Below are 23,699 nucleotides of genomic sequence, written 5' to 3' on the forward strand. Positions count from 1 at the left end.
CTCATTTGTTCTGGTAAATGACCACCAGAAACAGGACCGCTTCACCACGTCCGACGTTGATAATTGCATGTGGTACGTCGACGCGATAGCTGGCGGAATCTCCGGGCTCCAGCAAAGTGGTGTCCTCTCCCGAATTGACCTGGACTTTTCCTTTTTCGACTGTCAGGAATTCTCGGGTGCCCCGAAAGTGCGGCGCACTCTGCAGTTTTCCACTGGCATGCAGCTGAACCTCGTAGAACTCCACATCCTTTTCCAGGTGCAGGGGAGAGAGCGTACGAATGCGGCATTCTGAATCGGAACGGTAATGAAACGTCCGATCCTCAGCACGGATCACTTCAATCGAAGAGGTAGAAACCGGGGCTTCGACCAGTTCACCTAATGCAATACCGAAAGCCTGAGAGATCCGCACGGTCACAGCCAGTGTCGGGTTCGCTTCACCACGCTCAATCTGGCTGAGCATCGAACGACTCACGCCACACGCAGCCGAGAGAGAATCAAGGGACCAGCCCCGCTCTTTGCGCAGTTCCCGCACGCGCTGAGAAAGCTGCCCGCTGATTTCATCGGGTGACAACTCGGAACCGGCTGTCGCAGCAGGCTGTTTTCTGGCGGGATTTGCCGACATGACATCACAATCCAGTATAACGGATATTTACTCTTGCAAATTGGATACACAGTTTCTATTATAATGGATATTAAGTCGATATAAAGGATTCTCCCGCGTTAATTTTTCCAATTTTCCCGAGTGGTGGGTTCAATCATGAAAGCATTGGTCAAAAAAGAGTCAAAGCCGGGGCTTTGGCTGGAAGACGTTCCTGTTCCCACCATCGGCATCAACGATGTGCTGATCAAAGTCGACCGCACGGGGATTTGCGGGACGGACGTGCATATTTATAAATGGGACGACTGGGCTCAGAAGACAATTCCCGTCCCGATGGTAGTGGGGCATGAATTTGTCGGCGAAATCGTGGAGATCGGTTCGAATGTCGTCGACTACACACCGGGAGAAATCGTGAGTGGTGAAGGGCACGTGGTGTGTGGACGCTGTCGCAACTGCTTTGCGGGACGCCGACATCTGTGTGCTCATACGCGGGGCGTAGGCGTCAATCGACCTGGTGCCTTTGCAGAATACATTTCTCTGCCGATGACGAACATCTGGCATCATGATGAATCGATTGACCGTGACGTCGCTTCCATTTTCGATCCGTTTGGGAACGCTGTGCACACAGCCCTCTCGTTTTATGTGCTGGGAGAAGATGTACTCATCACGGGAGCCGGCCCGATTGGTGTGATGGCAGCCGCCGTTGTGAAACACGCGGGTGCCCGGCATGTGGTAGTGACGGATGTGAACCCGTATCGTCTCGACCTGGCGCGTAAGATGGGCGCGACGCTGGCACTGGATGTCCGTGAGAACAAAATCGCAGATGCACAACAGCAACTGGGCATGACAGAAGGCTTTGATGTCGGTCTGGAAATGTCGGGTAATCCACAGGCGTTTCGGGACATGCTGAATAACATGTGTCATGGCGGTAAGATTGCCATGCTGGGAATTCCTGAAAAGGAAATTGCGATCGACTGGAATCTGGTTGTATTTAACATGCTGACCCTGAAAGGGATCTACGGTCGCGAAATGTACGAGACCTGGTATAAGATGACAGTCATGCTGCAGAGCGGACTGGATATCAGTCCGATCATCACACACCGCTTCCATGCCAGCGAATATGAAGCGGGCTTTGAAGTCATGATGTCGGGTCAGTCAGGGAAAGTGATTCTTGACTGGAATAATATTTAAAGAAGTCCCACGAACTCAAACCATAATACGACTAAATAGAATGGAACAGGAATTGTCCCATGTACGGATCATTCAAACAGGAACTGGAACAGGCGCTCGCGACCATCCGTGAGGAAGGTCTTTATAAGTCAGAGCGGATCATCACGACGCCCCAGGATGCGCATATCCGTGTCGCGGAAGGCGAGCCGGTTCTGAATATGTGTGCCAATAACTATCTGGGACTGGCAGAACATCCGGATGTCATTGCCGCCGCCCATGCCGGGCTGGATGAGTGGGGCTACGGACTCTCTTCGGTTCGTTTCATCTGTGGTACGCAATCGATTCACAAACAACTGGAACAGAAGCTGAGCCAGTTTCTGGAGACAGAAGATACGATTCTCTACACGTCCTGTTTTGATGCCAACGGCGGATTGTTTGAAACCCTGCTCACCGCGGAAGATGCGATTATTTCAGATGAACTGAACCATGCCAGTATTATTGATGGTGTGCGACTGTGTAAAGCACAGCGTTTTCGCTACAAAAACAACAACATGCAGGACCTGGAAGAACAACTGAAAGCAGCATCGTCTGCCCGCTATCGCATGATTGCCACGGACGGGGTATTTTCGATGGACGGCTACATTGCCAATCTGCCGGCGATCTGTGATCTCGCGGAAAAATACGATGCACTGGTGATGGTTGACGATTCACATTCCGTCGGCTTTATGGGACAGCATGGTAAAGGGACACATGAATTCCATGGCGTGATGGACCGGATTGATATCATCACAGGCACATTGGGCAAAGCACTGGGTGGTGCCAGTGGCGGCTATACCAGCGGACGTAAAGAGATCATCGAACTCTTAAGACAGCGTTCGCGACCTTACCTGTTTTCGAACTCCGTGGCGCCGGCGATTGTGACGGCATCCATCGCCGCCATTGACCTGCTGACCGCTTCGACAGAATTACGCGATAAGCTGGAAGCCAATACCAGACACTTCCGTGCAGGAATCTCACAAGTCGGTTTTGAAGTTCTGCCCGGAGAGCATCCCATCGTGCCAATCATGCTGGGTGACGCGGCACTCGCAGCGCGTGTGGCTGACGCGTTATTGCAGAAAGGCATCTATGTGATCGGATTCTCGTTCCCGGTGGTTCCCAAAGGGAAAGCCCGAATTCGAACCCAGATCTCAGCCGCCCATTCGATTGAAGACCTGGACTTTGCGATTGAAAAATTCAAAGAAGTTAAAACGGAAGTCGGGATTTAATTCCGTCAGTTCGACTCTGCTTTGACAGCAGGACTCTCAGGTGTGAAGCCCATCACCGCATATTCGTAGCGGGTCCGGCCGCTGCTGTCGGTCCGCATCCGTTCGGCGACCAGGGGAAGCCCTTGCGTGGCTGCAAAACGCACGGCAGCCCGGGCATCGCCGTATGAGAACAGAATGATCACCAGGCTCTTGGGCTGGGGCACCGTTTTATAGACGGAGTAAAAACGATCGACAAACTCCTGCGGAGAGTCGGCCCGGAATTCTGTGGACTGATCACCGATCTTCAGACGAAAAATGCCGTTCTCCGTCAGATAGAGCTCCCAGATGTCGCTGCGTTTCGTCAATTCGTCATATGTCAGGAAATGCTTGACCACATCGATTGCTTTGCCGCCCGCCAGTTCCTGCAGCTGTTTTTTGATGCGCTCGATTTCCGCTTTCGTTTGTTCGGATTCCGGATCTGGTTTGGCATTTAACAGGGGATCGAGCAGTGCATCGGGCAGTTGAAACAGTTGCTGCACCATTTCGCCGACGAGATCGCGTTGCTCCCGGGTCTGCTCCAATTGTTCGTTGAGTTCTCGGTTCTGCTTCTCTGCCAGTTGTTCTTTGTCACGCGCCTGGGCCTGCATCTTAAGAGCATTCTGCTCCGCCTGCATCGCATCCAGTACTGTCTGCTGGCTTGACCGTTTCAGTTCGGCGATTTCATTCTGTGCGATTCGTTGTTCTTTCCTGAGCGCTTTCGCAGCCTGTTCGGCCTGCGTCACCTCCTGCTGAGAACGCTGCTCAATGCGAGCCGTCGTCTCCTGGGTATCCATGAACTGCGCAAAGATCACGATCAGGAGCAGATCCAGCAGGGGAGTCAGTTGAAATGTCAAGCGGCGGCGGCTGATCATGCGGGTGTCTCGCCTCCCCTGGCCAGAACAAGTTCCCGTTTGGCACGGACGACGGTATCACGGACATGTTGACGGTTTTCGACCAGCCCCAGAAAGGACATCTCCAGCACACTGTTGATAAACATCAGCAGGATGGCAGCGGCCAGACCGGCAAACGTCGACCAGATGGCATCGCCGAAATGGCTGACAATCGAACTGATGGCGTTGGTCGTTTCGGTGCCCGCGTTGGCCTGCAGCGCGGCTCCCATCGCGAGAATGGTGCCCAGCACACCCGCCAGGGGATAGGCTTCAATCATCGTGCGGCAGATGTTGTAGCAGGTCTCAAAAAAATGCGAGTCGAGGTAGCGACGTTTTTCATCCAGAATGTGCACCCGTTCGGAGAGTGCGATACGGTCTGCAGGATTGGCTTTGGGATCGAGCGTTTCATTCACGTCTGCCAGAAACGCTTCAATCTGGTCAGAAAGGTGGCCGGTGGAATCGAGCAGGCTGCGGTGTTTGAGTCCGCGTGTGAAATCATCCAGGGAAGAAGCGATGCCTCGCAAATCCCGACGAGACCAGACCCAAAGCACGAAGAAAAAAAACAGGTGGGCGCCACAAGCCAATGTGATGACCATTGTGGAGAGCCCGGAGAGCTGGCTTAAGTACTGCGACATCAATTCCACCTGCTAAAGTAAGTGTTTCCGCGTTCCGCTGGTTCAACGACGTGTCTGTATCCGAATAATTGAAACGGCTTCATTAATAGAATCGATCATAAAACCCCTGATTACTTGAGGAATCCTGAAGATATTTCCCCGCACTGCTGCAGTTCTTCCAGTCACAACGAATATAACGAAAAAGGATGCAGGCCTCACGTGGAAGACTGCATCCCCTGTCTGTTTATCGCTGCTTCATAATCAAATCAGGCACCATATTTTTCGAGTCGACCGGCGTGAGCCATGGCCAGCCACATCAGATATTTCGCTTCAAACTGCCCTAATCCACCTTGAATGCATTCTGACTCGCCGAAGCTCTGGCAGCCATCAAAGCGGGCATTTTCCGCAGACAGCAGCACGGGCACGGGATGCCAGCTGTGCGACTTCATTTTGGCAGGCGTGCTGTGATCGCCGGTGACGATGATGACGTCTGGATTGAGCGCCGTGATCCGGGGAATGCAGGCATCGACATCTTCCGTCCTAGCGACTTTCGCGTCGAAGTTTCCATCTTCTCCCGTGGAGTCGGTGTATTTGTAATGCACGAAGAAAAAGTCGTAGTCATCCCAGATTTTTTCCAGGCAGTCCATCTGTGAGTCCAGTGTCTGGCCGGCGTCTTTGACGTCCATACTGACCAGACGAGCCAGTCCCCGGTACATGGGATAAACGGCAACGGCTGCAGCACGGGTGCCATACACTTCTTCGAACGTCGGGATCTCTGGCATCTTGGCAATGCCCCGCATGGTGAGCAGGTTAGCAGGGCTATCATCTTTGAGAATTTCACCTGCCTGCTTGAGAAATTCTTTGCAGAGCTCAGCAGTTTTTTGAGAGGCTTCGTTCTCGCCCAATGGTTCCAGCGGAGGAACACCGGTTTTCTGAGGATCGGTGTCGTTGACATTACCGCCCAACCCTTTGGCCCGCAGGACGATCACCAGACGATATTCTTTGACGTGTCGCACGAAGACTTCGACGCCCGGAATTTCGATTTTGTCGAGTTTTTTGCAGAGCTCGGCACCAATGTCGCTACCGATCCGGCCTGCACGACGGTCAGTGATCTTGCCGTCATCGTCGAGCGTACAGAAGTTGCCACGAATGGCGACGTCATCGGGACCGAGTTCAAAGTCGATGCCCAGTGCTTCGAGTACGCCCCGACCGATGTTGAATTCGAGGGGATCGTAACCGAACAGACCCAGGTGACCAGGGCCACTGCCGGGAGTGATGCCGGGAATCACAGGGATACTGCGCCCCAGGGTTCCTTTTTTGGCGAGTGCATCCAGGTTGGGTGTGTTCGCGGTTTCCAGTTCGGTTTTTCCGCCCGGCTCCAGGGGCAGGCCCCCCAGTCCATCCGAGACGAGGAGTACGATTTTGGAATCATTCTTCTTTTGCAGTTTTTTCATTAACGCGTGCAGGTCTGCCATCGAAATCTCAATACCTTATGATTGAACGTTTATAAATTCAGTGATCCGCAAGTGGGAACCAGTACTGTCAGCGGGAAGTTATACAATACAGAATTCTACGCCAGTTGTTAAGCAGAACGCAGTGACAATCAGGGATCGGGCGTCAATTGAGGTGTGTTCTGTCTTAAACCGGCGGCATCCACCCACTTCTGAAAGAAGCTCAGGCTTTCCGTCGCCATCAGTTCCGCATTATAGAACTGACGAACACGTTCATAGCCTTGCCGGGCCAGCTGAAGGCGGTAATCCTGATCCTGATAAAGCTGTTCCCAGGCATCTGCGAGCGCCTGCGGATCTCCGGGGGGAACCAGCAGGCCACCGGCGGTCTGTTCGATCAGTTCCGGAAAGGCACCGTGGGCCGGCTGAACGACGGGAACGCCATTCGCCAGGGCTTCCAGGACAAACAGTCCTTTGGGTTCGTGATAGTCGGTCGGAACGGAGAGTACAGACAGACTTTTATAGAACGCGACTTTTTCTTCGCGTGTGGCAGGGCTGCCCCAGTATTTGTAAGACTCATTGAGAGCGCTGAGATTTTTGGTGGTCTCGTGAAAATACTCTTCGCTCTCCTTACCCAGAAACCCGCCGACACACAGGCGGCTATCGGGGTGGGCTTTGTGAAAGATCTCAAACGCCTGGACGACATTGTGGAGTCCCTTCTCTTTACAGATCCGGGCAAAAAAGCCGATCGTAAAGGGTTCGTCCCTGCGATCGTCGGGGGTTCCATCGTGGCCTTCCAGGTTAATGCCCAGCAGCACTTTATGAATGTGGTCGATGGGCACATCTAAATACGCGGAAATGAACTCGCGGTAGTAGTCGCTGTGGACAAGCACGCCATCGACCTGCTGCACGTTGTTGCGTATCAGTTCCAGCGAACGGCTGCGATACGGTTCGCCCAGTTCTTCCAGAAAGACATCGTCCCCCTGCAGAATACAGAACAGGGGTCCCTGGTAATGTTCCTTGATTTTTTTGATGGTACCTGACAGTAATGCATTACTGAGACAGATCACATCGGGCTTGAGCTGTGATCCCAGGAACTGCGCCAGCGCTTCGATCTCTTCACCTTCGACTCCCTGATCCCCTTCCAGCAACGTGACGGTCAGCGCCCCCAGTTCGTGGGCATCATTACTGACGCCAAAGCTGGTAGCCAGATTGATGATCCAGGGGGTATTGAGCCAATGCTTCATGAAACCGGGCAGTTTACGCCAGAGTTGGGAGCGGTAATTCAGATAGACATTGATGCCCCCCAGGAAGACGGGGGTGCCTGTCATGTTCTCTTCATCCACACGAATCGGGGTATAAGTGGGGACGAGTGTGGCTTCCGCGCCCTGCAGCATCATGGCCCGGGTCCAGGTATTGTCGTGCATACAGGCACCACAGAACATCCCGGCGCCTCCCGAGGTGATGATGGCCACATGTAATTTTTGGGATGATGGTTCTGACATAAACTCTCTGCCTGGCGGTGAGCGTAAGATCGCTTCAGGTTTGATCCAGATGGAGTGGTGCAATCTGTTGCACAAATCGTTTTAACAGAGCGGCGGCTTCAGGTGTATCATGAATGGAATGTCGAAACTCATCCAGCGACAGACCGGCGATTTTTTCGACATACTTGGGATACGTATTCAATCTCCCGAGAAACGACTGATGGTTGAGTTCCGGATGGAACTGCGTGCAATAAATGGGACGATCCACAAAACGGTAGGCCTGATTTTGCACACGATCCGTCGATGCCAGCAATTCGGTCCCCGGTGGCAGTTCAACCACTGTATCTTCATGTCCCATCAGACCTTGCAGTACGGGCCCCGAGGGGCCGAACACAGGATCAGCTATACCAGCAGAAGTAAGTCTGACATGATGCACTCCAATTTCTGCTTTATCCAGATCGTGAATGACACGGCCTCCCATGGCGCGGGCCATGGCCTGAAATCCCCAGCAGGACGCAAAAGTCGGCTTGCGGGAATCGTGAACCAGTCGCAGGCTGTCCAGCGCGGTTTCCAGCCAGTCCCCTTCATCGGCGGCAGAGTAGTGGCCACTGCCTCCAATGAGCACAACATCGGTTTCTATCAGATCATGCTCCTGCAGCGGCCCGGACAGCAGGTCATATACAGCGACCTGACTGACGTCAGCTTCCAGGACGTCCGCAAAACAGGCGACTTCCTGTGTTAACATGGGATCATCGGCGTTGCGCACCTGTAACAGTAAATAACGAAGTTGTTCTAACATCTAAGTCCGTTCAATTATGAATCGAAGAACTTGAAAACCTGGTGCTCATAAGGTCAGTGGCAGCAGAGATTCCAATTCCCAGTCGTATTGTAGTGGGATCCGCGCAGGATCGGGTCTGAAATTCCGAACTTCCCTTGCATTCATTGAGCTCATCAATCAGACAAGGCATCAATCACAGTTGATTTATGTTACATTTTTTGATGCGGAATTGGTATGAAGACAGTCAGAATTCATCGAGTGTGACAGTCTGCCGGAGTCCTACCGATGCGGTTGTGCAGACAACCGGCAAATAAACAGAAATTTTCGCGAAGATTTCATTTAGTATTTATATTTGCCTTGACAATTTTGATCTATCAAAAGATAGTAGACTCATCAACAAAATTTGTTTTTATCTCATGCGTTATCTCCTGAGAGGATTATCAGTTTCCTTTTTTTAACCTCTTCAATGCATGATTATTCACGCCAGTCAACTCGTCTTGACTGGCGTTTTTTTGTATCTGCATCGTATCCAACGGATATAATAACAGGTAACGGGTCTCGACCAACACTTCTCACTGGAAGGAACAAGTCATGTCCAAGTTACCGTTATTCAAGTCCCTGTTGTGCTTCAGTCTGCTTGCTCTCACACTGCCTGTCTCAGCGGAACCGGAATCCGACTCGAATCCACAGCAATTAAAATCCATTTCCGTGGGACAGATTACGCCGCTCTATCGCAGCAAGATGATCTATCTGTCAGGCCAGCCGACCAGAGAAGATTTTCCGCTGCTCCAGAAAGATGGCGTCAAAACGGTCGTCAATTTGCGTACAATCAAGGAACTCAACTGGGACGAAGCGGGTTACGTGCGCATGCTCGAACTCGATTATGTGGCGATCCCGTTTCTGACTCCCGAGACTTTAACGCCGGCTGTCTTCGATCAATGTCGCGGCGTTCTTAATGACCAGGCGCGACACCCGCTGATTCTGCATTCAGCGTCCGCCAACAGAGTCGGTGCCATCTGGCTCGTGCATCGCGTGCTGGACGACGACCTCGACTTTGACGCGGCGTTAAAAGAAGCGAAGCAGGTCGGCCTGAAAACACCCGGTTATATCGATCAGGCAAAAGCGTATATCGCCGAACAGAAGAAATAGCTGTTCTGTCATCAGATACACGATACTGTTTTTTTGAGGATGTTGACTCCTTCGTCAACCATGCGAAAATGGAATTCCTCTTCTCGCGCATCTTCGATGGGAACGTAAAGAGAATAGACCAGACCAGTTGCTTCAACGTTCGCATAGACTTCAGCCAGTCGAGTCTGTTTATAAAAAACATTGACCTTCAGGTATCCCGGTTCAATCAGATCCAGTTCAACCGAGAAGTCTGAACTGAGATCAAGCACTGCTTGAGAAATTTTCCGTAAAGCCTGTAATTCCAATGTGGCCTGGGGTTCAAAGTCCTGGTGCCAGCCCGGAGGAATCTGCCAGGTATCGGGGTTAGTATTTTTCATAAGAGGTTCTTCATTCAGGTTCGATCCGGTTGAAACAGCAGGACTTCGCAAACAGTGCGAGGCGAAACTGTGCTTACCCTCTGAGTTGGCAGCGACTCGACCACGGGTAATCCGGATGCGTCCCTGCTGCAATGCGTTGATTCCAGCCAGAGCCGGATTAACAGAACGAGCGAATGGCAGGGAAACTGCTCTGACAGACGTTTACAGACATGATCAATTTGAGGCTGCGATTGAAAATCGGAATGCAACTCATGGCTCTGCCTGATCCGCTTCTTCAATGCCAAGTCAAGATAGAACGAGATGAAATGGATCGTGATCAGAATCCAGGCGGGCCAGTCTGCTGAATCACCAGATGTTCGTTCTAACTGCTGCAGACAGGAAATTAATTCAGCTCTCCAGTCTTTCAATCCATCGGGATTATTTGAAATATGCAGTGGACAGCCATCACCTAATGCCAGATCAAACAGTCTTTTCTGCTCCCCCGTGAAAGCTTCGAACGCGATAAAACAACGGTGCTCAAGAAGCGTGTTCCAGAACAGAATTTCCGTCGTGCGACTGATCTCCCCCAGTTCCTGCTGAGTTTGCAGTGAGCGACGATTTCCCGCAGCGATCCAGACTTCATAACGGAGTGGAAGATAGCAGGAAGCAAAATGCAGTGATGAAAACAGACGCTTCGGCCAGATATCACTGGCGAACAGACAGCGCTCAGCAGCAGTCAGGAGTTGAAAGTAGCGTGCCGACCATCTAGCTGGAAGTGTTCCCTGCTCCAGCAGCGCAGTTACAGGCTCGCATGTCCCCCAAACCAGCTTTTCAAGAGAATCATTAATCGGAACCAGCTTTTTCAAATCCATTCACACTCCCATTTCTATTTTTGTTGTGACTACTGAATTTGAACATGACCTGACTTAAAACGAAATGCAGGCTCCTCAAAGTTCAGATCATACATTCGATACCGGACATCCTCCCATTGTTCTGAGCGAACATTTTCCAGAATCAAATGTGAAAACTGCAACAGACGCAATCCCATTTCAGGAAGCTTGCATTCAGTTACCTTTTCCAGTTGGATTACAGCCGAGCGTTCAGGCTGTGACGTACTGGAAACAGTCATTTTTACTGTGGGAGAACGACCCTCGTACCAGTTAACCGAAAAGCCAGAGACATTTACAAAATCATACCAGGGGAAACTTTCAATCAGTTCGTCATTGATCTGAAACGTCGTTCCCGGTTTCAGTTGAAAACTCATCGGAATCACCTTCGCGCTTACCATTTACGTAATGCTCGTGCTCCTGGCTCGCGCTGGTGAAGCGTCCGATAAACCGGGGGCTGCGCTGATATTCTTTCCGGGGTTGGAAATACTGCCGGTCGATGGCCCAGTCATAAACGCCGGTATCTAAGGGGTAACGGGTTAAAATCCCCGTCAACTGATGCCGGGTTATCCAGTCTTCTGCGTTCACTTTGGTTGAAAACAGACCACCGCTAAATTGTGCGGCCTCCCCATGAAATACCCAGATTGAATCAGGATTATGAATTGACGGCATGAATGAAATCTTTTACCTGTTTCCAGTGTATTGAATCCATTCGACTCGTGCATACTGCTATGACTGAATTTAGATCAACAGTAAATCGACACGCATCGAGTCATAAATGTTCGCGATGAGTCAGAGTGAATCTTATCAATTTCGACAGATTTCAACCGGTCAGACCTTGAGCGGCGAGGCAGGAGATTTTTTCAGTTTCTTCGTCTCTACAGTTTTTTCCCAGAGGTAGAGATCCAGGGGAGGCAGATTCCAAAAAACCAGGTCGCGGCTCTGGGGGGCACCGAAACAGCCTGCGGCGAGTTCGCAGACATTGTTGCGAAACTGGTAAGTGACGAACGCGCCGCCCGGCGCCAGTACCTGATGTATTGTTTCAATCAACTGGCGGCCTTCTTCGGGCGACATCACCGAAAAGGGAACGCCGGAGACAATGACATCGGGCTTCACGAAGTTCTGCTGTTGAAGAATTGATTTGAGCGCCAGGGCAGAGTTTTCGACAATCGTCAAGCGGGGATCATCGAATTTCTGCAGACGCGCCACAAACTCCGAGACTACTTCCACGCACAGCAGTTGTGAATCTGCAGGCATTGCGTTAAGCAAAGCTTTTGTAGTTTCCCCTGTCCCCGGGCCGAGTTCCACCACGCAGCGCGCGGTCTGCAGGCAGGCCAGGGAACTCAATTTTCGCTGCAGGTAACCTGAGCTTGGTACAAACGAGGCAACCTGCAACGGGTTCTCCAAAAACCCCCGGAGAAAACAGGGAATCGCCGACGAACGTGACGGCGACTCCTGTGCTGAAAGTTGAGTACTGCTCATGATCTGGATCCTGATTTGATGGCAATATTATTAAAGAGTGAAACAGGAGCGAACATGTAATTGAAACTGTGCTCTTCTTTCAGTCCCGGAAATCGTTTTTTCTGGTTAAGTTTCTCAATCCACAGTTATCGCTTGTCGCGAAGGGCCTTGATCAGTTCGGCCTTCTTCATTTTGCTGCGGCCTTTGATGTTATGCTCGGCTGCCAGATTGTGAAGTTCTTCAACCGTACGGTCTTCCAGCCTGGTATGAGGATTTCCCGTACCTTGTGTGCTTTTGTTGGGAGTTTTTCCGGCCTGTCGTCTCTGCTTATTGACGGTCCGGGCAGCAATCTCTTCGGCTTTGTCTTCTGATCTGCCTCGATCGAGTTCGCTGTCTTTGATATGTTGATATTGTTTTTCTTCTTTTGCGGTCCATGTGGTGGGCATACCGTTTACTCCTGATCAGACGGGTTGCAATGTTTGAACCTGTAATATTCAATCATCATAATAAATTCGCACATTCTGTGCCAATACGCAGTATCGTGATAAAGATAGAATATGATCCCCTCTGAACATTGCATAAACTGGCAGAACCAGAAGAGCCTTCCCGCTGCAGGAACAACGCATTGATCCGACAGAAGCAGTTGTCGCTGCTTGATTTTCAACCGCTCTGGCGGACGAGAAACCAGCTATGCCTGACTACGGTTTCTGAGAAAGAGCCATTCACCAAGAAAAATCAGTGACAGTCCCGGTAGAGCAATCAGAATCACCAGGGGGTCAGACTGAGCTTTTACGATGATAAAAGCAATCAGCACAATGACGTCCAGCAGCATGGCAGTAATCAGGATTGTTGCACTGGCACTGACTTCCTTGCGGAGATAACGAAAGACGCCCCAGTGTATGGCAATATCCATAATGATATAAAAAATGGCTCCCAGCGAAGCGATGCGACTCAAATCAAAGAGTATGGTAAAAATCATCGCCAGAACTACTGTATAAACCAGCGTATGCTTCTGTAGGTCTCCCGGCATCCCGAAATGAGAATGAGGCACCAGCTTCATATCCGTAAGCATGGCAAGCATGCGTGAAACCGCAAACACGCTGGCGATCACTCCCGATACGGTCGCCACGATTGCAAACACGACAGTAAACCAGAGTCCATACTCCCCAAACGCAGGCTGGGCAGCGCGTGCCAGTGAATAATCTCTGGCTTTGACGATCTCATCGATCGAAAGTGTTCCCCTGATTGCCAGAGTCACCAGCATATACAAGCCGAGGCAGAGACAAATCGAAATCGTAATGGCCCGACCTACATTTTTGTGAGGATTTTTAATCTCACTACCACTGTTTGTGATCGTGGTGAACCCTTTGAAGGCCAGGATGGCAAGTGCAACGCCACCCAGAAAGCCTCCAGGCCCCGATTGAGCAGATGCAGACGAACTGTTTTCGAAGGAGAACCCCGCTGCCCAAATTCCGCCGACAGCGAAAACAGCAATGCCGGCAATTTTGATAAATGCAGTAACATAAGAAATGGATTCAATGTACTGATTGCTGAGGATATTAATCAGGAAAGCAAAGCCCAGTAAACCGACCCCCAGCACCACGATCAGCCACTCACTGTTTTCAACCTGAAATAGCTGCAGGGTGTAAGTTCCAAAAGTGCGGGCGACCAGACTCTCATTGATAATCATAGAAAAATACATCAACAGGGCGCAGGCACCTGTCATGGTAGACTTACCATAAGCCTGTTTGAGAAACATGGCGATGCCGCCGGCCGAGGGATAAGCGTTTGCCAGCTTCACATAAGAATACGCGCTGAAGCCTGCAATGATTCCCGCCGCCAGGAAGGCCAGTGGAAACCAGGACTGTGCCAGTTCAGCCACCTGTCCTGTGAGAGCAAAGATACCGGCGCCAATCATGACGCCAATTCCCATCGCGACAGCGCCGGTTAATGTGAGACTGTTTTTCTGGTAATCGGGTGAAGACTCGCTCGCATGTTCCATTCTACCATGTGTTCTTTACTGACAGTTTCAGTTCGATTCTGTCGTGACAGGTAACTCCGCTGCCTGCCAGGCAGACATGCCTCCGATGATATTGGTGACTTCTTTCATGCCTTCCCTTTTCAGAAAGGAGGAAGCGATCGAGGCCCGGTATCCCGAACCACAGATGACGGCCACTGGTTTTTCTGGCTCCAGTTCACCCACTCTCTCCTGCAGCGTGCCTCCGTGAATATGTAAGGCTCCCTCGATATGTCCTTGATTCCATTCCTGATCGGTGCGAACATCCAGCACGGTCAACTGGTTCTGTTGCGAAAGCTTTTCCTGCAGTTGATGGACGGACATTGTTTTCAGTTTTCCCAAGGGATAGCCGGCGGTTTCCCAGGAATTAATGCCGCCCTCCAGATATCCCTGCAGATCATCAAAACCGACCCGTAACAGATGCCAGACGACCTCTTTCACTTGTACCTCGTCATCCACGATGAGCAGAATGGGACGATCATAGGGTAAAACCCAGCCTGCCCAGGTAGGCAGATTGGAGCCAAACGGGATGTTGATGGATTCGGGAATATGCGCCGCTGCAAATGCTTCTTTGGATCGTACATCCAGAATCAGACAGTCTTCACAGACGCGCTGATGAATCTGATCTGCCTGCCAGCGCTCGAGACCCGGCAATTTCGGGCCGATGATGGCAGCCCCTTCTTTATTCACTTGCTTCATCCGTTTGAAATAAGGAGGCGAGAGTGGCATGTCTTCCAGCAACTGGTCGATCCATTGCTCAGCAGAAGTTTGCTTGAAAGCCTCACTAAAATTCCGCTCGTATCCCAGAGTAGAGGAACGGCGGGAACCAATGGCTTTTCCACATAATGACCCCGCGCCGTGAGCGGGGAAGATTTCCGTATAATCGGGTACCCCCTCCAGTCGATCGAAGAGACTGTCAAAGAGCTGCCGGGCGAGCTTCTGCTTTTCTTCTTCCCCCAGCAGGTCGGGACGCCCGACATCGCCCACAAACAGAAAATCGCCGGTAAACATGCACCAGGGTGACGTTTCACTGCGTGATTGATCAAATAACAGCACTGCCAGATGTTCGGGAGTATGACCGGGAACATGCCGGAATTCCAGTTTCAAGTCCCCCATTTGAATCGAATCAGATTCTTTGACCTGCCGATCCGCAAATGACTGATCCCAGTCTGCACCACCATACGACGAACAGTAGATTAAAGGCTGATCATCCAGACGCGCTTTTAACTCGCGCGAACCGCAGACAAAATCAGCATGGATATGTGTCTCGATGATATGTCTGATGTGCAGATCATGTTCTCTGGCGTAATCAATGAAAACGTCTACATCGCGCGTGGGATCAATGACAACGGCTTCACCAGTTTTTTCATCACCAAGCAGGTAAGAAACGATAGCCAACCCTGGTACAAATCGTTCATAAAATATCATGACAGATAAGCTTTCTGTTACTCCAGTTGAAAATTCAGTCAGAGTGAGTGTTGACGTATTTTTTCACGAACTCGATCAACTCGGGCTTATCGCATTCAAAGCCCATCTCTTCGGCTTTCTGCAGAGTCTGCTCACCACTCATTCCCTGTTTGACCGCCAGATCCATCATCACCATGGCACCCGCTCGTTTACCACTTTTACAATGGGCAAAAATGGGCTTAGGGAGAGCCTCATACTGTTCTCGGAACTGATCGACGAGTGATTCATCCAGGGAATTCATCGAAACAGGAATATGCAAATACTCCATGTCTGCGTCTTTCACAATCTGTTCTTCGGCCTGAGGGTTAATCGGCTGGTCTTTTTCGTGAGGTGCACGGAAATTAACGATGGTCTTAAAACCATTCTTCCCGATTTCGCAAATCTCCTCCTGATTAGGCTGGGGACCGACCGTCACCTCTTCATTAATTTTCATCGTGCCTTCCATTTTGGTTCTCCCTGTTAAAGTTTGACAAGTTCGTACATCCAGAGATCCATCTGAAATGCAAAACGCATGCCAGCGCCTACATACATGACAAAACATTTCCATCACAGGGGAATTGAAACGAAGGGAACGAAACAGAGGGAGTAATTGATATTCGAATTGACTGATGATCTACCAGACTGGTTGTCAGGCTACCGGCCAGATTGTTTTCTGAAATATTTTGAGTGATATTTACGATTCTATTACGCCTAACCTGATGTGTGATCATTCTCGCTCGGCTATCTGCAGAGTATAGTATGACTTACGGTACTGACCTTTGGTCTTTTTCAGGGAGTTCTCTCATGCGTCACAAGCTACTACCCATCATCATTTTTGGAACGTTACTGCTCGCGACGCAACTGGCGAACGCAGCGCCGCTGGCGGAGGAGTACCTGAAAACAGGTCAGTTGACGACAGGTGCGACCGCGCTACAGGCACATTTAAAGAAGTCTCCCGCGGATGACGAGGCAAGGTTCGGACTGGGAGTGATTCAGTTCTTTCAATCTTTCGAACATCTGGGAACGAATTTCTATAACTATGGTCTGTTGACCCGGAGTGGTTTCGGAAATTTACCTGGTCGCGTCAGTGACTTCCTGCCAGCGAATCCAATCCCCAAAACGCTTTCCTATACTGATTTTCGTCAGATTCTGCAAACTTGGGTCAATGATTTGAACGCAGCAGAGAAAACCCTGTCAGCCATCAAAGATCCAGATGTCAAATTACCTCTGCCTGTGATGAGCATCAAAGTCAATCTGTTCGGTAATGGAACACTGGTTGATGGAAGCTACCTGATGGGCACTGTCAGGACTCCCGAAGAACAGAAGCTTGACAGTAAATTCGTCATTCAATTCGATCGGGGTGATGCAGACTGGCTGGCGGGCTACTGTAATTTTCTGTGTGCCTGGGGCGAAGTGCTGCTGGCGATTGACGGCCAGGAAATGTTCAACTGCACGGCTCATCTGTTTTTTGAAAAAGTGGAGACCCCCTATCCGTTTCTGGTGGAAGGCAATCGCAATTTTGACAGCATCCTGGGAGGCCCACGAGGTTTCAACCGGCCGCTCATCTCCGACATTCTCGCATTCATTCACCTCTGGCGATTTGAACTCAAAGAGCCGGAACGGATGAAAACAGCGCTGGCGCATCTGGAAGACATGCAGCGACATGCGAAATCGATGTGGAAATATTATCTGGCGGAAACCGATAACGAAAATGAATGGATTCCCAACCCACAGCAGACCGGCGTACTCGAAATTAAAGTCACGCAGGAAATGGTGGATACCTGGCTGGTGGTTGTGGATGAAGCGGGCGAGGTCCTGCAGGGAAAGAAACTGATCCCGTTCTGGCGGGGCAAACGGGGTACACAGGGTGTGAACCTGCGACGTGTCTTTACTGAACCGCGAAAAATCGACCCGTTTCTCTGGGTCCAGGGGACCGCGGCTGCTCCGTATCTGGAAAAGGGGACCATCACCGATTTCGCGAGCCCGGAAATGTGGGGACGCATCAACCGGACCTTTGGCAGAAACAACTTCTTCACGCTGGCGTTCTGGTTTAATTAAGCCTGATGCTCTGACGTTGTTTCAGACAGACAGGTATCAAATAATTCAGTCAGTTCCCGGCTGTCAAATCCAGACCCGATAGCCACGATGCGGGTGCGCGGCGGTCGCGTGCCCCAGTCGTCTAGTTCAGTCAGTTCCGTCCGCCGGCCGACGGCCTGCAGCGCATGTCGCTGCTCCGGGGCATCGCTGCAGAAAACAATGCCTTTACAGCGATAAATGGAGGCGGGCAGTTTGCGGCGGACCATCTCCTGCAGGTTTTCGATTGAGAAAGGGCGATCGGTTTCATAGCTCCACGTCTCAAACAGCTGACTGGCGGCGGCATGTTTCTGCGGCGAGGCTTCGTTTTCGGATCTCTGCTTTTGTGATTCCAAATGCGCGGGATCGAACCTCCCGACTGCCAGCAGCACTTCCAGCGGGACTTCACAGCGTTCTGCATTCACAATTCGGATCCGCTGCAGATGCTGCCCGATCCATTCGTCGATCACTTCCAGATGGGTAGGCCCCACCAGGTCGACTTTATTCAGAATCACCATATCCGCAAAGCCGATCTGCCTGAGCTTGAGTGCCGTCAGTTCTTCATTATCAGCGTGTGTGAAGATCGCTTCGGCATCGACGACACAGGTAATGCTGTCCAGCCGCAGCAGTTTTTCATACCGCGCATTCAGGAATGTCATCACCACGCCTTCCGGGTCGGCAACGCCGCTGGCTTCCAGAATGACGTAATCGATCAGATCCTCGCGCGTCAGCAGTTGTTCCAGCGAATTGACCAGATCATCACGGATTTCACAACAGATACAGCCGTTCGTGAGATTGATCGTATTTTCTTCAACCCCTTCGACCAGTTCCGCGTCGATATTGATAGCGCCGAAGTCATTCACCAGCACGCCAACGCGCAGACCATGATCGCCGTTGAGTATGCGGTTGAGGAGTGTCGTTTTCCCCGCGCCGAGAAACCCGGTCAGTAATGTGACCGGTACAGGTTCGCGGCCTTCAATTTCAATCGCATCGAGGCGCGGTGCCGGCGCGAGGATCGGGCGTTCGTCTTCAGTCATGTCGCTACTCTCTAATAAAGACAGGCACGTCACGATAAAACAATGACGTGCCTGTAATACGATTTCGATGCGTTACTTGTCCTCGTCGACTTTGATGCCCCGCGATTCAAGCATCTCGCGCGGATTGAGTTTGATACCGGGCCATTTCTGAACCGGTTTACGATAGGCATCGGGCGGATAATAGAGTTTGGGATCGATTTCCAGATCACGCAAAAACTGTTCCTGCTGCTTTTCGCGTGGCAGTCGGGGCGTAGGCAGTGTAATTTCCGCCGGTAGTTTTTCGCCGGGCTTGAGCAGCCAGCGCGGGTCCATTGAGGCTGGGGCAGCGCCATCAGGCAGCAACGCTTCGCGGGACCAGATCGCATCTTTGGTGACATTGATGACCTGCACATCGGGTCCGCCAAACATGAACAGTCCATCCCAGTTGGAACGGACTTCCGCCGTCGATTCCGCTTCGAGTGCGGGGCCCGCATATTCGTAATGACAGATGGCGGCCATGCGAGGCTGCGTCTGTTTAAACAGATAACCGGCGGCGTAATACATGGTGTGGAAGATATCGATCGTGTATTCCCAGAGTTCCGCAGGTGCGCCCAGCTTCATGGAGGACAGGCTGGGGACATCAATCGTCCCTTCGGAAACGAAGACATCGACCCCTTTCCCATATTTGGCCGACAGTTCATCCGGGCGGCCGTCGCCGGTCCAGACAAAGGAGAGCCCGGCGTCTTCCCAATCGAGACGATAGGCGGACGCACCGTCTTTCACATGCGAGCGCGGCCAGTGACGTACTTTCACGCCGTCTTTGTCGTAACAGATGCCGTTCTCTTCTTTCCAGTCAAACTCGGTGACTTCGATTTCCATACCATCACCGACGGGACAGACGTTGAAGTTTTCTTCGTGCCAGCGGTTCATTTCACGCATATGTTTGATCATATGCTTCATGCCCAGTTCAGGAGTTCTGCCTGAAGGACCATACACCCGCAGTGGCGTATAACCGCCGGAAAAGGCGCGGAAGGGATACATGTAAGGCAGATCGGCAAAGTGATCAGAGTGCAGGTGGCTGATGAAGATATCATTGATCAGCGGCGCGGGAACCTGCATAGCGATGGCATTCGAAATACTGCCGTTCCCCAGATCAAAAAAGAACCGGCGGGGCTGCGATTCGCCATTGCCCAGCTCCACCAGAATCGAAGTCCCTGACTGCAGACGCGTGGGAGGCCAGGGAGTACTGCCCAGGAACGAGATCCGCATTTCATTTTTCGGCAGGATTTCCGTGCCCGGCATAAACACGTTGCGATTTTTGATCGCCGGCCAGGGCTTATAGTAATCGGGCAGACTGATTCCGCCGCCGGGACGCGCACCGTACGGGTTTTTCATTTCACAGTCACTGTCTGCCGCGGATGCCATTCCGGGAACAGAAGCCGCCAGCCCCGCTCCGACTGCGGCGGCACTCCCTTTGAGAAAATTACGTCTGCCCTGATCGTTTCCTGCTGGCTTGCTCTGGTTTGTTTCGTCTTGCGTCAAGGCTCTCTCCTCAGTCGGTTAGTTTGATCTCTGTTTGTGATTACGTATTGAACATCCCTGATGATGGGCCATTTTTGCTGTCTAATGAAATGGAACTCAATAAACGCAGGTGCGAATGACACCAGTTGCGAAACGCATGCGGCGGCAGGAGGTTCGATTAATGTGAAAGAACACGTAACAATTGTATCGGCTGGGCTAATACCACGCCAAGAGTTTCTTTGCGATTTTGCTATATCACAGAGCTATATCACAGAGATTGGAAATTCATTAAAGACTCAGAATCTTTATGTCTCTCATAACTGGTTTCAGTCGAAGCCAGTCATTCCATTTTTCGTAGATTAATTTGAATACCTCAATCTTGATTTGAAGTCCTCTCAGAACATAAGTATATTTACCCGTGTAATAAACAAGGGCTTGCTGTTTGAGACAAACCTCAATCAACGCGGAACTCTACTTAATATCTGATATAACGAAGATCTGGACTGCAAGATGATCAAAATCGACTTTCGAGTACTACTGAAATGTTATCCTGGAGAAGTTCTGTTTTATGCGATAGGAGTGATCGTGGGCATCGCCTTACTGACCGTCTACCCTGCCTTTGGGGGGATTGTAGTGGGCATCTCGCTGGTGGCCGGGTTTATGAACGTCTATACGTGGAAGGGGCACTTCGCCGGTGGTGCGCTGATGCCGGCTGTTGTGGTGAATCCTGACAAGAATCTGATAGCCGTCCTGGCAGATATGAATGCCCAGGGGGGAAGACCTTACCTGATGCTGAAAATCGCCAAACGTCCCATCAAAAGCGCGACAGGTGCACCGTTCAAAAAAGGTTCAAAACTGGCGACAGTCACCACATTTCACAATACAAACCTCGTCGACAAAAAGCGCTGGACCGATATCAACCCGATTGTTGTGAATTGTGCAACTGGTAATCGCAAAACAATCAAACGTGCCATTAATGCAATTGATGAAGAAGAGTGGGACGACTTGATGCGGGCTGTTAAAAGAATGAAACAACCGATGAAACCGGGGATCTATCCTGTCTGATCTGAATTACAAGATCGCGGCAATTATCTTAAGAAAGGGGACGAAGAATGCGTGCTCAACCAATGATTGTTGTGAATAATGTGGAAGCCAGCAGTGACTGGTATCAGCGATTACTGAATGTCAAGAGCGGGCATGGCGGCAGCGAATATGAACAGTTGATGAATCATGAGGATAAGCTGATTCTGCAGCTGCACATGTGGGAAACAGACGAGCATCCGTTTCTGGGTAATCCCGCTGCGCTGAAGGGTAACGGTACATTGCTCTGGTTTGAGATCGATGATTTTGAAGACGCCGTCCGGCGAGCCAAAGATCTGGGAGTGGAAATTCTCGACGGACCGCTGGTCAATCCCAATGCCCAACATCGGGAGATCTGGATTCGCGATCCGGATGGCTATACGATTGTGCTGGCGACGAAGTATGGGGATCTGTAATTGATTCCTGAAAAATGATTCCCACCCCCTGCCAGAATAGACCGTGGAGACTATAATCGCCGTGTATTGAAAAGAAGTATGATTCTCGCGCACAGTCATGCTTCCATTCAGAAACGTTCTGCAAACCAGGGAATGGAAGTCCATGACTCAAGAAATCACGTCTGAAATTATTGATTCTTTCACCAGCCAGTTGGAAGAGCACCCGATCTACGAAGCGATTGCTACGCTGGAAGATCTGCAGCGGTTTATGGAGCACCATGTGTACTCGGTGTGGGATTTTATGTCGCTGGTCAAATACCTGCAGGGCGTAATCGCGCCCACCGGTGCGCCGTGGCTGCCTCGCGGTGATGCGAGCGTGCGGCGGTTTATCAATGAGATCGTGCTGGAAGAAGAATGCGACGAAACTGCCGACGGCGAATTCTCCAGTCATTTCGAACTGTATCAGACGGCGATGAATGAAGTCGGTGCCAGCACGCAAACCCTGAAGGAATTTATCAAGATCGTCGATCAGCAGGGAATCGAAGCGGCTCTGCAGTATCCCGATCTGCCGGAACCATCACGTCAGTTCACAACCAAAACGTTTGAGTTCATTGCAGATGGCGCACCACACAAAATCGCTGCGGCCTTCGCGTTGGGACGTGAGCATATTATTCCCGGCATGTTCCGTTCAATCCTGAAGCAGACCGGCGTCACCGAACAGCAGGCACCCGTGTTTCACTTCTATCTGAATCGGCACGTCGAACTGGACGGCGACTTCCACGCACCGCTCTCACTGCGACTGCTTAACGGGCTGTGTGACAATGACCCTGCGAAAATCCAGGAAGCCATCTCCGCAGCGCAAGCCGCCGTGGAAGCGCGACTGCGTTTGTGGGATGGCGTGCTGGAGAGTATTCAGGCGAAGGTGTGAGATACAGGTATTACGGGAACTCTACCGAAAACGAATTCTGCGACTGTTTTCACTTTTATAAGTCAACAAACTCTTTCTCTTGCGGCATTGCACCATGACTTATCCTGCATTCAAAGCGGCTCTGGCTCACGTATCTCCTGTGTTCCTCAATAAAGACGCGACGGTCGAAAAAGCCTGTTCGCTGATTCGTGAAGCCGCCCGCCACGGGGCGCAGATGATTGTGTTTCCTGAAACATATATCCCCGCCTTCCCGGTATGGTGCGCGTTGCAGGCGCCGATACATAATCACGATCTGTTCTGTGAACTGGCGGCGAACTCGATCAAAGTCGATGGTCCCGAACTGGCTCAGATCGCAGAGACCGCCCGCGAATGTGAAATGTTTGTCTCGATGGGCTTCAATGAAGGAACCACCGTCAGCGATGGCTGCATCTGGAATGCCAACGCGCTGATCGGCGATGACGGCAATATCCTGTGTCATCACAGAAAGATCGTGCCGACCTTCTACGAAAAGCTGATCTGGTCTCCCGGCGATGGCGCGGGCCTGGAAGTCTGTGCGACGCGACTGGGACGGTTGGGCATGCTGATCTGTGGTGAGAATACGAATCCGCTGGCCCGGTTCACGCTGCTGGCCCAGGGGGAGCAGGTCCACATGTCGACGTATCCGCCGGTCTGGCCTTCACACGATCCCGCCGTCCATGAAAACTACGATCTGAAAAATGCGATTCTGATCCGCGCCGGGGCGCATTCATTCGAAGGCAAACTGTTCAACCTGGTCGCCGCCGGTTATCTGGATCAGTCAGCCTTTGATCTGCTGAAACAGCGAGATCCCGATTCAGCCCGCATCCTGGAGGGCAGCCCGCGCGGTATCTCGGTGGCGATCGGCCCGAATGGCACGCCAATCAGCGAGATCATGCAGGCAGACGAAGGCCTCCTCTACGCCGACATCGACCTCTCACGCTGCGTCGAACCCAAACAGCTCCACGATCTGGCAGGAGGCTACAATCGCTTTGATATCTTCCAGTTGACCGTAGATCGCAGGGCGCAGCGTCCGATCCGGTTTCAAACGGAGCACGGTTCACAGGACGACGAAACGTCTGAGGGTGACACGCTGACCTTTCGCTCCTGA

25 protein-coding genes are annotated in these 23,699 nt (G+C 51.4%); 8 read left to right on the forward strand and 17 right to left on the reverse strand.

Going from position 1 to position 23,699, the window contains the following annotated elements:
* Position 1: 1 nt before the first annotated feature.
* Entirely contained in the window at positions 2 to 622 is a 621-nt protein-coding gene (locus tag Pan161_RS23985) for a helix-turn-helix domain-containing protein (protein ID WP_145231271.1), read from the reverse strand.
* Positions 623 to 757: 135 nt separating this feature from the next.
* Here Pan161_RS23985 and tdh point away from each other — a divergent pair, with 135 nt between their 5' ends.
* Both tdh and Pan161_RS23995 read left to right on the forward strand, forming a co-directional pair.
* Positions 758 to 1,789, forward strand: a complete 1,032-nt coding sequence (gene tdh / locus Pan161_RS23990; RefSeq protein ID WP_145231272.1) for an L-threonine 3-dehydrogenase — start codon at positions 758 to 760, stop codon at positions 1,787 to 1,789.
* 59 nt (positions 1,790 to 1,848) lie between these two features.
* Complete coding sequence (locus Pan161_RS23995) at positions 1,849 to 3,033, forward strand: glycine C-acetyltransferase (RefSeq protein WP_145231273.1); 1,185 nt, start codon at positions 1,849 to 1,851, stop codon at positions 3,031 to 3,033.
* A gap of 5 nt (positions 3,034 to 3,038) precedes the next feature.
* Here Pan161_RS23995 and Pan161_RS24000 read toward each other — a convergent pair whose 3' ends face one another.
* The 5 genes from Pan161_RS24000 to Pan161_RS24020 form a co-directional block, all read right to left on the reverse strand.
* Complete coding sequence (locus Pan161_RS24000; protein ID WP_145231274.1) at positions 3,039 to 3,923, reverse strand: hypothetical protein; 885 nt, start codon at positions 3,921 to 3,923, stop codon at positions 3,039 to 3,041.
* The gene (locus Pan161_RS24005; protein WP_145231275.1) at positions 3,920 to 4,576 is read right to left on the reverse strand and encodes a MotA/TolQ/ExbB proton channel family protein; all 657 of its coding nucleotides are present in this window, start codon (positions 4,574 to 4,576) and stop codon (positions 3,920 to 3,922) included. Before Pan161_RS24005 ends, Pan161_RS24000 begins: the two co-directional genes overlap by 4 nt.
* Positions 4,577 to 4,821: 245 nt before the next feature.
* Entirely contained in the window at positions 4,822 to 6,030 is a 1,209-nt protein-coding gene (locus tag Pan161_RS24010) for a 2,3-bisphosphoglycerate-independent phosphoglycerate mutase (RefSeq protein ID WP_145231276.1), read from the reverse strand.
* A gap of 128 nt (positions 6,031 to 6,158) precedes the next feature.
* The gene (locus Pan161_RS24015) at positions 6,159 to 7,508 is read right to left on the reverse strand and encodes a glycosyltransferase family 4 protein (RefSeq protein ID WP_145231277.1); all 1,350 of its coding nucleotides are present in this window, start codon (positions 7,506 to 7,508) and stop codon (positions 6,159 to 6,161) included.
* A 34-nt stretch (positions 7,509 to 7,542) separates the two neighbouring features.
* Entirely contained in the window at positions 7,543 to 8,286 is a 744-nt protein-coding gene (locus tag Pan161_RS24020) for a type 1 glutamine amidotransferase (protein WP_145231278.1), read from the reverse strand.
* A gap of 570 nt (positions 8,287 to 8,856) precedes the next feature.
* On the opposite strand from Pan161_RS24020, the gene Pan161_RS24025 reads away from it, so the two are divergent.
* Positions 8,857 to 9,414: a protein-tyrosine phosphatase family protein gene (locus Pan161_RS24025; RefSeq protein WP_145231279.1), complete on the forward strand. Its 558-nt coding sequence runs from the start codon at positions 8,857 to 8,859 to the stop codon at positions 9,412 to 9,414.
* A gap of 11 nt (positions 9,415 to 9,425) precedes the next feature.
* On the opposite strand, the gene Pan161_RS24030 is transcribed toward Pan161_RS24025, so the two are convergent.
* The 9 genes from Pan161_RS24030 to Pan161_RS24070 all read right to left on the reverse strand — a co-directional run bounded on the left by Pan161_RS24030 (position 9,426) and on the right by Pan161_RS24070 (position 16,026).
* Entirely contained in the window at positions 9,426 to 9,770 is a 345-nt protein-coding gene (locus Pan161_RS24030; RefSeq protein ID WP_145231280.1) for a hypothetical protein, read from the reverse strand.
* Between the two features lie 14 nt (positions 9,771 to 9,784).
* Entirely contained in the window at positions 9,785 to 10,621 is an 837-nt protein-coding gene (locus tag Pan161_RS24035; protein WP_145231281.1) for a hypothetical protein, read from the reverse strand.
* Positions 10,622 to 10,650: 29 nt separating this feature from the next.
* Positions 10,651 to 11,013 carry a hypothetical protein gene (locus tag Pan161_RS24040; RefSeq protein WP_145231282.1) on the reverse strand — a complete coding sequence of 121 codons (363 nt, stop codon included), beginning with the start codon at positions 11,011 to 11,013 and terminating at the stop codon, positions 10,651 to 10,653.
* A complete protein-coding gene (locus Pan161_RS24045) occupies positions 10,970 to 11,308 on the reverse strand; it encodes a DUF7710 domain-containing protein (protein ID WP_145231283.1) in 339 nt (112 codons plus the stop codon). The genes Pan161_RS24040 and Pan161_RS24045 overlap by 44 nt, the downstream gene beginning before the upstream one ends.
* Positions 11,309 to 11,467: 159 nt before the next feature.
* On the reverse strand, positions 11,468 to 12,118 hold the full coding sequence (locus Pan161_RS24050) for a class I SAM-dependent methyltransferase (protein WP_145231284.1): 651 nt from the start codon (positions 12,116 to 12,118) through the stop codon (positions 11,468 to 11,470).
* 125 nt (positions 12,119 to 12,243) lie between these two features.
* Positions 12,244 to 12,543 (reverse strand): Rho termination factor N-terminal domain-containing protein, encoded by a 300-nt coding sequence (locus Pan161_RS24055; protein WP_145231285.1) that lies wholly within the window; start codon positions 12,541 to 12,543, stop codon positions 12,244 to 12,246.
* Positions 12,544 to 12,785: 242 nt separating this feature from the next.
* Positions 12,786 to 14,099 carry an APC family permease gene (locus Pan161_RS24060; RefSeq protein ID WP_145231286.1) on the reverse strand — a complete coding sequence of 438 codons (1,314 nt, stop codon included), beginning with the start codon at positions 14,097 to 14,099 and terminating at the stop codon, positions 12,786 to 12,788.
* Positions 14,100 to 14,126: 27 nt separating this feature from the next.
* Entirely contained in the window at positions 14,127 to 15,542 is a 1,416-nt protein-coding gene (locus Pan161_RS24065; protein WP_145231287.1) for an MBL fold metallo-hydrolase, read from the reverse strand.
* A 34-nt stretch (positions 15,543 to 15,576) separates the two neighbouring features.
* The gene (locus tag Pan161_RS24070) at positions 15,577 to 16,026 is read right to left on the reverse strand and encodes a beta-lactamase hydrolase domain-containing protein (protein ID WP_145231288.1); all 450 of its coding nucleotides are present in this window, start codon (positions 16,024 to 16,026) and stop codon (positions 15,577 to 15,579) included.
* Between the two features lie 338 nt (positions 16,027 to 16,364).
* Between Pan161_RS24070 and Pan161_RS24075 the strand changes: the two genes are divergently transcribed.
* Positions 16,365 to 17,618: a hypothetical protein gene (locus Pan161_RS24075; protein WP_145231289.1), complete on the forward strand. Its 1,254-nt coding sequence runs from the start codon at positions 16,365 to 16,367 to the stop codon at positions 17,616 to 17,618.
* Here the strand turns inward: Pan161_RS24075 and Pan161_RS24080 are convergent.
* Both Pan161_RS24080 and gntH read right to left on the reverse strand, forming a co-directional pair.
* Positions 17,615 to 18,670: a CobW family GTP-binding protein gene (locus Pan161_RS24080; protein WP_145231290.1), complete on the reverse strand. Its 1,056-nt coding sequence runs from the start codon at positions 18,668 to 18,670 to the stop codon at positions 17,615 to 17,617. The two genes, Pan161_RS24075 and Pan161_RS24080, sit on opposite strands and share 4 nt — an antisense overlap.
* Before the next feature lie 72 nt (positions 18,671 to 18,742).
* Positions 18,743 to 20,191, reverse strand: a complete 1,449-nt coding sequence (gene gntH / locus Pan161_RS24085) for a guanitoxin biosynthesis MBL fold metallo-hydrolase GntH (protein WP_145231291.1) — start codon at positions 20,189 to 20,191, stop codon at positions 18,743 to 18,745.
* A 489-nt stretch (positions 20,192 to 20,680) separates the two neighbouring features.
* Here gntH and Pan161_RS24090 point away from each other — a divergent pair, with 489 nt between their 5' ends.
* From Pan161_RS24090 to Pan161_RS24105, 4 genes are all read left to right on the forward strand, one after another.
* Positions 20,681 to 21,235, forward strand: a complete 555-nt coding sequence (locus tag Pan161_RS24090) for a DUF3239 domain-containing protein (protein WP_145231292.1) — start codon at positions 20,681 to 20,683, stop codon at positions 21,233 to 21,235.
* Positions 21,236 to 21,282: 47 nt separating this feature from the next.
* Positions 21,283 to 21,666: a VOC family protein gene (locus Pan161_RS24095; protein WP_145231293.1), complete on the forward strand. Its 384-nt coding sequence runs from the start codon at positions 21,283 to 21,285 to the stop codon at positions 21,664 to 21,666.
* 142 nt (positions 21,667 to 21,808) lie between these two features.
* A complete protein-coding gene (locus Pan161_RS24100) occupies positions 21,809 to 22,573 on the forward strand; it encodes a DUF3050 domain-containing protein (RefSeq protein ID WP_145231294.1) in 765 nt (254 codons plus the stop codon).
* Between the two features lie 94 nt (positions 22,574 to 22,667).
* A complete protein-coding gene (locus Pan161_RS24105) occupies positions 22,668 to 23,699 on the forward strand; it encodes a carbon-nitrogen hydrolase family protein (protein WP_145231295.1) in 1,032 nt (343 codons plus the stop codon).

The sequence above is a fragment of the Gimesia algae genome (assembly GCF_007746795.1).
Lineage (GTDB): Bacteria > Planctomycetota > Planctomycetia > Planctomycetales > Planctomycetaceae > Gimesia > Gimesia algae.

Coding starts and splice junctions, on each gene's coding strand:
- Pan161_RS24090 (WP_145231292.1), top strand. CDS start 20,681: ATGATCAAAATCGACTTTCGAGTACTACTGAAATGTTATCCTGGAGAA.
- Pan161_RS24035 (WP_145231281.1), bottom strand. CDS start 10,621: ATGGATTTGAAAAAGCTGGTTCCGATTAATGATTCTCTTGAAAAGCTG.
- Pan161_RS24070 (WP_145231288.1), bottom strand. CDS start 16,026: ATGGAAGGCACGATGAAAATTAATGAAGAGGTGACGGTCGGTCCCCAG.
- tdh (WP_145231272.1), top strand. CDS start 758: ATGAAAGCATTGGTCAAAAAAGAGTCAAAGCCGGGGCTTTGGCTGGAA.
- Pan161_RS24015 (WP_145231277.1), bottom strand. CDS start 7,508: ATGTCAGAACCATCATCCCAAAAATTACATGTGGCCATCATCACCTCG.
- Pan161_RS24000 (WP_145231274.1), bottom strand. CDS start 3,923: ATGATCAGCCGCCGCCGCTTGACATTTCAACTGACTCCCCTGCTGGAT.
- Pan161_RS24080 (WP_145231290.1), bottom strand. CDS start 18,670: ATGACTGAAGACGAACGCCCGATCCTCGCGCCGGCACCGCGCCTCGAT.
- Pan161_RS24065 (WP_145231287.1), bottom strand. CDS start 15,542: ATGATATTTTATGAACGATTTGTACCAGGGTTGGCTATCGTTTCTTAC.
- Pan161_RS24050 (WP_145231284.1), bottom strand. CDS start 12,118: ATGAGCAGTACTCAACTTTCAGCACAGGAGTCGCCGTCACGTTCGTCG.
- Pan161_RS23985 (WP_145231271.1), bottom strand. CDS start 622: ATGTCGGCAAATCCCGCCAGAAAACAGCCTGCTGCGACAGCCGGTTCC.
- Pan161_RS24100 (WP_145231294.1), top strand. CDS start 21,809: ATGACTCAAGAAATCACGTCTGAAATTATTGATTCTTTCACCAGCCAG.
- Pan161_RS23995 (WP_145231273.1), top strand. CDS start 1,849: ATGTACGGATCATTCAAACAGGAACTGGAACAGGCGCTCGCGACCATC.
- Pan161_RS24095 (WP_145231293.1), top strand. CDS start 21,283: ATGCGTGCTCAACCAATGATTGTTGTGAATAATGTGGAAGCCAGCAGT.
- Pan161_RS24040 (WP_145231282.1), bottom strand. CDS start 11,013: ATGAGTTTTCAACTGAAACCGGGAACGACGTTTCAGATCAATGACGAA.
- Pan161_RS24025 (WP_145231279.1), top strand. CDS start 8,857: ATGTCCAAGTTACCGTTATTCAAGTCCCTGTTGTGCTTCAGTCTGCTT.
- Pan161_RS24045 (WP_145231283.1), bottom strand. CDS start 11,308: ATGCCGTCAATTCATAATCCTGATTCAATCTGGGTATTTCATGGGGAG.
- Pan161_RS24020 (WP_145231278.1), bottom strand. CDS start 8,286: ATGTTAGAACAACTTCGTTATTTACTGTTACAGGTGCGCAACGCCGAT.
- Pan161_RS24105 (WP_145231295.1), top strand. CDS start 22,668: ATGACTTATCCTGCATTCAAAGCGGCTCTGGCTCACGTATCTCCTGTG.
- Pan161_RS24010 (WP_145231276.1), bottom strand. CDS start 6,030: ATGGCAGACCTGCACGCGTTAATGAAAAAACTGCAAAAGAAGAATGAT.
- Pan161_RS24030 (WP_145231280.1), bottom strand. CDS start 9,770: ATGAAAAATACTAACCCCGATACCTGGCAGATTCCTCCGGGCTGGCAC.
- Pan161_RS24060 (WP_145231286.1), bottom strand. CDS start 14,099: ATGGAACATGCGAGCGAGTCTTCACCCGATTACCAGAAAAACAGTCTC.
- Pan161_RS24055 (WP_145231285.1), bottom strand. CDS start 12,543: ATGCCCACCACATGGACCGCAAAAGAAGAAAAACAATATCAACATATC.
- Pan161_RS24075 (WP_145231289.1), top strand. CDS start 16,365: ATGCGTCACAAGCTACTACCCATCATCATTTTTGGAACGTTACTGCTC.
- Pan161_RS24005 (WP_145231275.1), bottom strand. CDS start 4,576: ATGTCGCAGTACTTAAGCCAGCTCTCCGGGCTCTCCACAATGGTCATC.